Here is a 7,683-nt window from a genome sequence, read left to right as displayed (position 1 = left end):
CATTTCACAACAAACTCGAAAAAGCTGGTATGACGCAAAGCATGTCCCGTGTGGCACATTGCATCGACAACGGTCCTATGGAAGGATTCTGGGGCATTTTGAAACGCGAACGCTATTACGGTCGGAGATTCACCAGCAAGCAGAAACTTATTCAGATGATTGAGAGTTACATCAGCTATTACAACACCCGGCGTGTGCAACGCAACTTGGGTGTTCTGACACCGTTAGAGAAATTTAATCTCTACTTCGCTGCATAAAAAGCGACCAGTGGTTTTGTTCACCACTGGTCGGGAAAATTTTATGTTTTTTCGCTGTCCTCTTGACGGGATGCAGTTCAATGCGGGGGCGCTCTTTGATATAAAAAGCCTTCCGCTTTAAACTAAGCAGAAGGCTTAATACATTATTCCAGCAGATGCTCAATCTTAAGTATCCTCAACATCCGCATTACGGTCAAACGGTTTCTTACATAGGGGGATAGGCTTATCAGTTGTTGTGTAAGGCTGCAATCAACACCGATATCCTTAAAATTAGCCTTCCCGCCAAGTTTGACGAGTACATCTGAAAGCTGCTGCGGGGAGGGTATTGCGCGCAGGATGTCCTGAACGCCACCCCAGCTTTTCAGCAGCTGCTCTTGTGAAATCTTTTGCAGACAATCGGCATGATTCTCGTTTAGAATCTCTGGTGCCAGGCGGCCAAAATGCTCCTGAATCCACGGCTCGCTAATCGGCTTGTATGGCACCAGCTTACCACTGATATCGTCTACCTGCGCAATCTTGTGATAAATCTGCGAGCACAGCAGTGTGGCAACGCCAACCTTCTCGCCGTGCATGGCGTCACAGTGCTGCAGCACCCCCATCTCCAGCAGGTGCGAGATATGGTGCTCAGCACCCGAGGCCGGACGGGAGTTCCCCGCAAGCTGCATGGCAATACCGGATAGAATCAGACCGTACATCAGGTTCTCGTATGCATCAACATCCTTTGCTGCCAGCTTATCCGCACCGATTAATACCTGCTCAGCGGCCTTGCGGGTAAGTGAGGCGATATAGCTGCAGTAATACTCGCCTGTCAGCAGATGCCCAACCTCCCAATCGGCAAGGCAGATGAACTTCCCGAGCATATCGCCAACCCCTGCGGGAACCAGATGCCTTGGAGCGGCGGAGATTACCGCTAAATCAGCCAGCACAAGCACGGGCGCCTGAACAATCAGCGTCTTTTTAAACCCATTGAGCGTCATGGCGGCAACACTGGAGGCAAAGCCGTCCACCGTTGCGGCGGTAGGTACGGAAACAAAGGGTATGTTCAGCTGCGAGGCGCAGTACCGAACAATATCATGCAGTGTTCCGCTGCCGATGGCCACCAGCAGCTGCGGCTGATTGAGTTTACCCCTTAACAGCTCCACACCGCGCTCGTCGGCGTGCAGGTTTTCGGCAGGCAGGATGATTTCGCTATCCACCGCGGGGCGCGTCAAGCCTGAGGCAGTATAGGTATTGGTATCGTAAACCGCAGTTACCTTCTGGGTATACCCAAGCTCGCGCAAATGCTTGCCTAAAGCTGTCAGGCAGCCCGATTCTATGACTATTTTTTGTATGGTGGTAAGATGGCTTTTACCGCACGTGCAACCCTGAATGCAAAAATCGTTTTGTGTTAATACCATTGCCTTCACCTTCTTAACGTTTTCAGCTTTACTGTCATTATCATATCATATGGTTGGGTATATTTCCATTCACAGCCCCATTTATTTCATCAGCTGCCGAAAAAGATAGAGTGCAATAAATTTTGTAATTTCAACAATGAGTTTGGGGCAGATATAGTAATTGACCTATGTAAAATATAGTATTACAATCAAAATGGCGGTAGTTAAGTCACTCCACAGTAAAACGCAACAATAATGAGATGATACGAGGCTTCTATTGTGGATGTTGAAAATAAAATAGGTCGATACCTTACATTTTGAAAGGTCAATATGATGCTGCGTTCAAATGCTGGAAAGCGTGATGAATGCACCTGTGGAATTTCCACACAGTTTTTCTGCTGCGCTTTCTCATAATAAGACATGGATAGGGGATAAGCTCATGGAATATACGCGACGGCAGATTCGTGAAAAGTGCAGTTGCGATTTCAAGTCTGTAAAGACATTTTATCAGGCCGATGTGGTCAACTATCTCGGAAACTCATCAGACACTGGGGAATCGTACAACGAAATTGTTGCGGAATTTGTACTGGAGAACCTTGACACTTTTCTACATAGCATACCACAGATCACAAGAGAGGCATCTTATCGGAATAGTAGCCACGACGGAGAGTATTCCGCTTCATCGAATCGGGTAGAGGAGATTACTGCAATCCGGCTATTCAACCATTGCAAGGATGGCACGGAGTATGACTTTATCGGCCGGATTATTGACTACCAAACACCACTAAAATCAAAGCGGTCTGACACCGCAGGTAAAATAGATCTGCTGGCTTATGATGGTGATACGCTGCGCCTGCTAGAATTGAAGAAGCCGGATAGTATGGAGACTATGCTCAGATGTGTACTGGAAGCCTATACCTATTTGAAAACTGTTGATACGGCAAAGCTGCTCTGTGACTATGAATTACCGGCGAGCTCGTCAATTCTGGCTTGCCCCCTTGTGTTCAAGGGGGGTAATCAGTGGGCAGAAATGCAGAAAGACCGGACGCAACTAAAGAAGCTCATGGCCGCGCTCGGCAGCAAGCCGTATTACATAACTGAGAGAGGAAACAGTTTATATATAGAGGAGAAGTGAGGATGGATAAGCTGGATATTAAAGAGAAAATTTGGGGCGGTATTTTTGGCATCATTGCAGTAATTGCTTCCATTGGCGAGATGATCGCAAACGGAATCAGTACAGCAACGGTTCTTGGCGCTGTCAAGGATGTGTCTGGAATATTAGTGGTCATTGTCGTAATGGTTACTGTTGTAAGACTGGTGTCGACGAAAAAACATTCGCAGTCATTTGAGGAACGGCTCACATCGGCCCTTACCAAATGGATTGACGAACATTCAAATATGATCGTTAGAACTTCAAGGATGCCGAAAGGCCATGAAAACGATTTTGGTATGAGTATGACAACGGATATTAATCGATTCTATACTAATGAAATCCTCAAAAGCGACAGTGGCAGTGGTGTTGGGCGATTTATGAGGCTGACTGAAATCGATTCCAGTAAGTATGCAAGAAATGATGTTGTGATTGATTTTTTCCTTAATGCACAAACATATTGTAATGTATCTGATGCTGGGGAAGCAGTAAATGAACTCCTGAATGTCGGGCACAACCTTTCTTCATACATGAAGGGGTCGTTCGGGAACATAACAATCGGCGAGCTTAGAAAATAAGATGATCGAACCGTTATCGTACCGATTCAATTTGTAGATCCAATAATCACGGATCAGAGAGACGATATTGACCTTATCATTAGCGTGATAGACCGAATGTATCAGGCAATGCTTGTATCTGCCCGCAGAAGGTAAAGTATGAATGTACATATTTATCGAGGTCAAAACCAAATAGGCGGCAGTATTATCGAGGTATCTACGGAAACAACAAGAATCCTCCTTGATGTCGGCCTTGAACTGGACAATGAAAAGAATCGAGAACTTCCGAAGATAGAGGGTCTGTTCGATTCGCCTACCGTTGAAGCGGTTTTCATTTCACACTATCACGGGGATCATCTAGGTCTTGCCTATTACATCGACAAGAGAATCCCACTCTATATCGGGAAGGCAAGCTATAAGATTGTTAAGGCTGCAGATGACTACAAAAACACAGAAACGATTTCCCCAGCCGGCTTCATTTACCACAATCATCCGATCACGATCGGAGATATCACTGTCACGGCATTTTTATGCGACCACTCAGCTTTCGACAGCTATATGATCCTCTGTGAATCGGGCGGTGAAAGAATACTATACACTGGAGATTTCCGCTCAAACGGAAGAAAACCTTTTGGATGGCTGTTAAGCCAGCTTCCTCATAAGGTAGACAAGCTTATCTGTGAGGGCACTACACTTACGCGAGACAGCTATGACCCAGTCACAGAATCGGAGCTGGAAGAGGCTGCGGTAAAGGAGTTCCGGAGCACCGATGGCCCGATATTCGTCATGCAGTCCTCTACCAATATCGACCGTATCGTCACGATGTATCGGGCGGCAAAGCTTAGCGGACGCGTTTTTCTGGAGGAACTCTATATGGCGGAGATCACCTCTGCCATCGGCGGCAGCATCCCCAATCCGGCGTTCAGCGATGTCTATGCTTTCATCACCAACGGACGCAGATATGAGACGCTGACCAAGTATAAAAATCGTATTAGTAAGGAGCATATCGGAGCCACGCGCTTTGTCATGTGTGTACGAAGCTCCATGCTGAAGTATATAAAATCACTTGCAGAGCTGATGCCTTTCGAAAAAGGCTTGCTGGTGTATTCAATGTGGGGCGGATATAAAATGCAGCCGGAAATGAAAGCGTTTCTTGATGAGTGCAAGAGGCTCGGCTTGAGGATAGTAGACCTGCATACCAGCGGACACGCCGACCCAGACACCATCAAGCGAGTCATAGAATGGACAAATCCGAAGGAGATTATTCCAATCCATACGGAAAATCCGGCGTGGTTTTCCAAGACGGATTTAATATGAATATCAATGTTCTGTGTATAGGGTAGTAGCATTAAACTCCTCGACAAGATTACTTCTGTTGTGGCGTGCCTAACCCTGAAATACAGAATAGCTGAAAAATGGTGGACTCTTAACAGATACATAGGGTGCAATCTATCATGGCTTAGCCCAAATGACGATAAAACTTGTGACACGAAAGTTGGGGAGAGGCTCATGCTTCCCTAATTATATCTATTTACTAATTCGTTTTTGCCCTTATACGCAAAAGATTCTGTTATTCGTACGATACAACAATGGGTTCATCGGCAGACTGCAAACGCCTCCATCGGAGGCGTTTGGTAAGAAATATAAACTGTATCTTCTGATTATATTTAAGTTGAATGGGAGAATAAACATTTAATGTCTTGAAGCCGAGAGTAATCGCATCAGGTTATCCATGGTTAATGCCAGATCGTATTTGCTGCGGAGTTTTGCCTCACGAAACGGAATAGCCATGTTGTTAATGCTGAAAACGGCAGTTACGCCTTCGCTATAAACATTTTCAACACCCTCGCCGATATCCCCCACCACCGCAATAACAGGAACCCCGCTTTTCTTTGCCCTGTGTGCCACACCGATTACCACCTTGCCGCGCAGAGACTGGGAATCGAGCTTTCCTTCACCGGTAAATACATAATCAACGCCCTGTACAAGACTATCAAAAGAAACCGTATCCAGTACCGTTTCAATTCCCATGCGGAGTGATGCGCCGCAAAAAGCCACCATGCCACAGCCCATACCTCCCGCGGCACCGGCACCTTTTTCATTGGCCAGCGAAAGCTTTAAATCCTTTTGCAGCACCCTATCCAGATTGCGGAGCCCTTCATCCAGCTCCTTAACGGCTGCTTCATCGGCACCCTTCTGTGGCCCGAATACGTAAGCCGCACCGTTCTCGCCGAACAGGGGGTTATCAATATCGCACATTGCAACCATCTCAACCTTCTTTAAAGCGGGTAAAAGGTTGGAAGTATCGATATGTACGATGTCTTTCAAGGTTCCGCCAGCCGGAATAAAGGGGTTGCCGCTTTGGTTTGTAAAGGTAACGCCAAGGGCTGCCGCCGCACCGGTTCCGGCGTCGTTTGTACAGCTTCCGCCAAGCCCGATGATGATCTTTTCGCAGCCGCGCCTAGCGGCATCCTCTATCAGCTGCCCCACGCCGTAGGTGGTTGTTTTCTTAGGGTCGGGGTTGCCTTCCACCAAGGGCAGGCCTGCACAGGCGGCCATTTCAATTATAGCGGTTTTACCGTTGTTGATGATACCGTAAAAGGCATCCATGTCATTAAAGTATGGTCCCTTAACCCGAACAGCGATACGCTCGCCGCCTACAGCCTTTAAAAAGGCATCAACGCTTCCTTCGCCGCCGTCGGCAACGGGTACGGATATGATTTCTGAGTCGGGACAGTGACTTTTAATCGCCTGTTCCATGACTGAGCAGATCTCTTCGGAACTCATCGTACCTTTAAATGAATCCGGTATCAGCAGAAATTTGCTCATAATAATCCTCCTTGCTTTAAAATGGGACGGTATATGTACCGCCCCATTTTCTGTTCATACATCTATTTTAAAACTAAGCTAAGTATGAAGATTTCAATGATTGCGGCCAATCCCATTACTAAAGTTAATAGCGTTTGTGTTTTATAGCCCTTTTCAGGAGTCATTGCGCCAAAATTCGTAACCACCCAGAAATAGCTGTCGTTGGCGTGGGATACTACCATTGAACCTGCGCCGATTGCCATTACGGTAAGCACCTGCAGAATGGGGGTGCCAAGCCCTAATGCCGGCAGCATCGGAGCAAGAATGCCAGCTGTGGTGGTGATTGCAACCGTGGAGGAGCCCTGAGCGGTTTTTAAAATAGCCGCGAGCAGGAACGGGAAGAAGATGCCGATTGCTTGGAACACCGCAGCGTTGTCGGTAATAAAGGCTACAAGCCCTGAAACAGCAATTACCTTACCAAGCACACCGCCAGCAGCGGTTACAAACAGGATGGGACCTACCACCTTCAGGGTGTCGTTGGTAATCTCATAAAAGTCCTTCATGCGCTTCGAGGACGCGAGGGTAATTACACCAAAGATTGTACCCACGGCCAGTGCGATGATCGGAGTGCCGAGGAAGGTAAGTATCTGAGAGGTCAAACCCTTCATTCCGGCCATAGCCGCCACAGAAGAGATGCCCATCAGTAAAATCGGAACCAGAATCGGGGCAAGAGACATAAATCCGCTGGGAAGCTTGCCGTAGCTTTTAACAAGCTCGTCGTAGGACTGAACAACCTCTCCGTTATCCGTTCCCGCTTCGTCATTTACCTTTACCCTTTTGCCGATGAACTTCGCAAAGAAATAGGCTGCTGCCAAGGGAAGGATTGAGCAGAGAACGCCCATTCCGATAACCAACAGCAGGTTGTCGCCCGCGCCAAGCGTGTTAGCTGCCGCAATCGGGCCGGGTGTAGGCGGTATTAGTACATGAGAAACATAAAGACCGCCTGCAAGTGCCAGAGTCATTGCTACGCTAGAGGTCATAGTCTTTTTTACCATTGCTTTGCGGATAGGGTTTAGTATTACAAAGCCACTGTCGCAGAAAACCGGGATGGAAACAATCCAGCCCATAATTAAAACTGCAAGCTCCGGCCGCTTTTTGCCAACCAGCTTTACCGTCATATCGGCGAGCTTTAGTGCGGCTCCGGTTTTTTCAAGAATGGTACCGATTAACGCACCAAGGATAATAACAATACCGATGCTGGTAAAGGTTCCGCTGAAGCCGGCGCCTATTACGGTGGCCAACCCTTGTGTTTTAACAACACCATCTACCTTGATGTCGGTAAGCGGTATTCCTGCGGCCAGCCCCAGCAATAACGATACGCTCATAATTGACAGGAAGGGGTGAATCTTCAGCTTTGATATTGCTAGGATCATAACGATTACGGCGACGATAAACGCAATAATCAATGCTATACCGGACATAACAACAACCTCACTTTTTTATATTTGTACGACGTCGTTAATGTACCTTTATTT

At 47.2% G+C, this 7,683-nt stretch carries 7 protein-coding genes; 4 read left to right on the top strand and 3 right to left on the bottom strand.

Going from position 1 to position 7,683, the window contains the following annotated elements:
* On the top strand, positions 1 to 257 hold a 257-nt coding region (locus tag BLR50_RS00600), incomplete at its 5' end, for an integrase core domain-containing protein (RefSeq protein ID WP_143008007.1).
* A 143-nt stretch (positions 258 to 400) separates the two neighbouring features.
* Here BLR50_RS00600 and BLR50_RS00595 read toward each other — a convergent pair.
* Positions 401 to 1,654 carry a sn-glycerol-1-phosphate dehydrogenase gene (locus BLR50_RS00595; protein ID WP_092637426.1) on the bottom strand — a complete coding sequence of 418 codons (1,254 nt, stop codon included), beginning with the start codon at positions 1,652 to 1,654 and terminating at the stop codon, positions 401 to 403.
* Between the two features lie 325 nt (positions 1,655 to 1,979).
* Between BLR50_RS00595 and BLR50_RS00590 the strand changes: the two genes are divergently transcribed.
* From BLR50_RS00590 to BLR50_RS00580, 3 genes are all read left to right on the top strand, one after another.
* Positions 1,980 to 2,768 (top strand): hypothetical protein, encoded by a 789-nt coding sequence (locus tag BLR50_RS00590; protein WP_205408640.1) that lies wholly within the window; start codon positions 1,980 to 1,982, stop codon positions 2,766 to 2,768.
* 2 nt (positions 2,769 to 2,770) lie between these two features.
* Positions 2,771 to 3,361 (top strand): hypothetical protein, encoded by a 591-nt coding sequence (locus BLR50_RS00585; protein WP_092637424.1) that lies wholly within the window; start codon positions 2,771 to 2,773, stop codon positions 3,359 to 3,361.
* A gap of 138 nt (positions 3,362 to 3,499) precedes the next feature.
* A complete protein-coding gene (locus BLR50_RS00580) occupies positions 3,500 to 4,657 on the top strand; it encodes an MBL fold metallo-hydrolase (protein WP_092637422.1) in 1,158 nt (385 codons plus the stop codon).
* A gap of 375 nt (positions 4,658 to 5,032) precedes the next feature.
* Here BLR50_RS00580 and BLR50_RS00575 read toward each other — a convergent pair whose 3' ends face one another.
* Positions 5,033 to 6,169, bottom strand: a complete 1,137-nt coding sequence (locus BLR50_RS00575; RefSeq protein ID WP_092637420.1) for a glycerate kinase family protein — start codon at positions 6,167 to 6,169, stop codon at positions 5,033 to 5,035.
* Positions 6,170 to 6,231: 62 nt separating this feature from the next.
* Positions 6,232 to 7,629, bottom strand: coding sequence for a GntP family permease (locus BLR50_RS00570; RefSeq protein ID WP_092637418.1), 1,398 nt, complete (start codon positions 7,627 to 7,629; stop codon positions 6,232 to 6,234).
* Between the last annotated feature and the right edge of the window lie 54 nt (positions 7,630 to 7,683).

This window comes from Acetanaerobacterium elongatum (assembly GCF_900103835.1).
In the GTDB taxonomy this organism is placed as follows: domain Bacteria; phylum Bacillota; class Clostridia; order Oscillospirales; family Ruminococcaceae; genus Acetanaerobacterium; species Acetanaerobacterium elongatum.
This window is presented reverse-complemented; position numbering and strand designations above follow the sequence as displayed.

What these genes read in the sequence shown, in the direction of transcription:
- BLR50_RS00595 (WP_092637426.1), bottom strand. Translation starts at nt 1,654, where the DNA reads ATGGTATTAACACAAAACGATTTTTGCATTCAGGGTTGCACGTGCGGT.
- BLR50_RS00590 (WP_205408640.1), top strand. Translation starts at nt 1,980, where the DNA reads ATGCTGGAAAGCGTGATGAATGCACCTGTGGAATTTCCACACAGTTTT.
- BLR50_RS00585 (WP_092637424.1), top strand. Translation starts at nt 2,771, where the DNA reads ATGGATAAGCTGGATATTAAAGAGAAAATTTGGGGCGGTATTTTTGGC.
- BLR50_RS00580 (WP_092637422.1), top strand. Translation starts at nt 3,500, where the DNA reads ATGAATGTACATATTTATCGAGGTCAAAACCAAATAGGCGGCAGTATT.
- BLR50_RS00575 (WP_092637420.1), bottom strand. Translation starts at nt 6,169, where the DNA reads ATGAGCAAATTTCTGCTGATACCGGATTCATTTAAAGGTACGATGAGT.
- BLR50_RS00570 (WP_092637418.1), bottom strand. Translation starts at nt 7,629, where the DNA reads ATGTCCGGTATAGCATTGATTATTGCGTTTATCGTCGCCGTAATCGTT.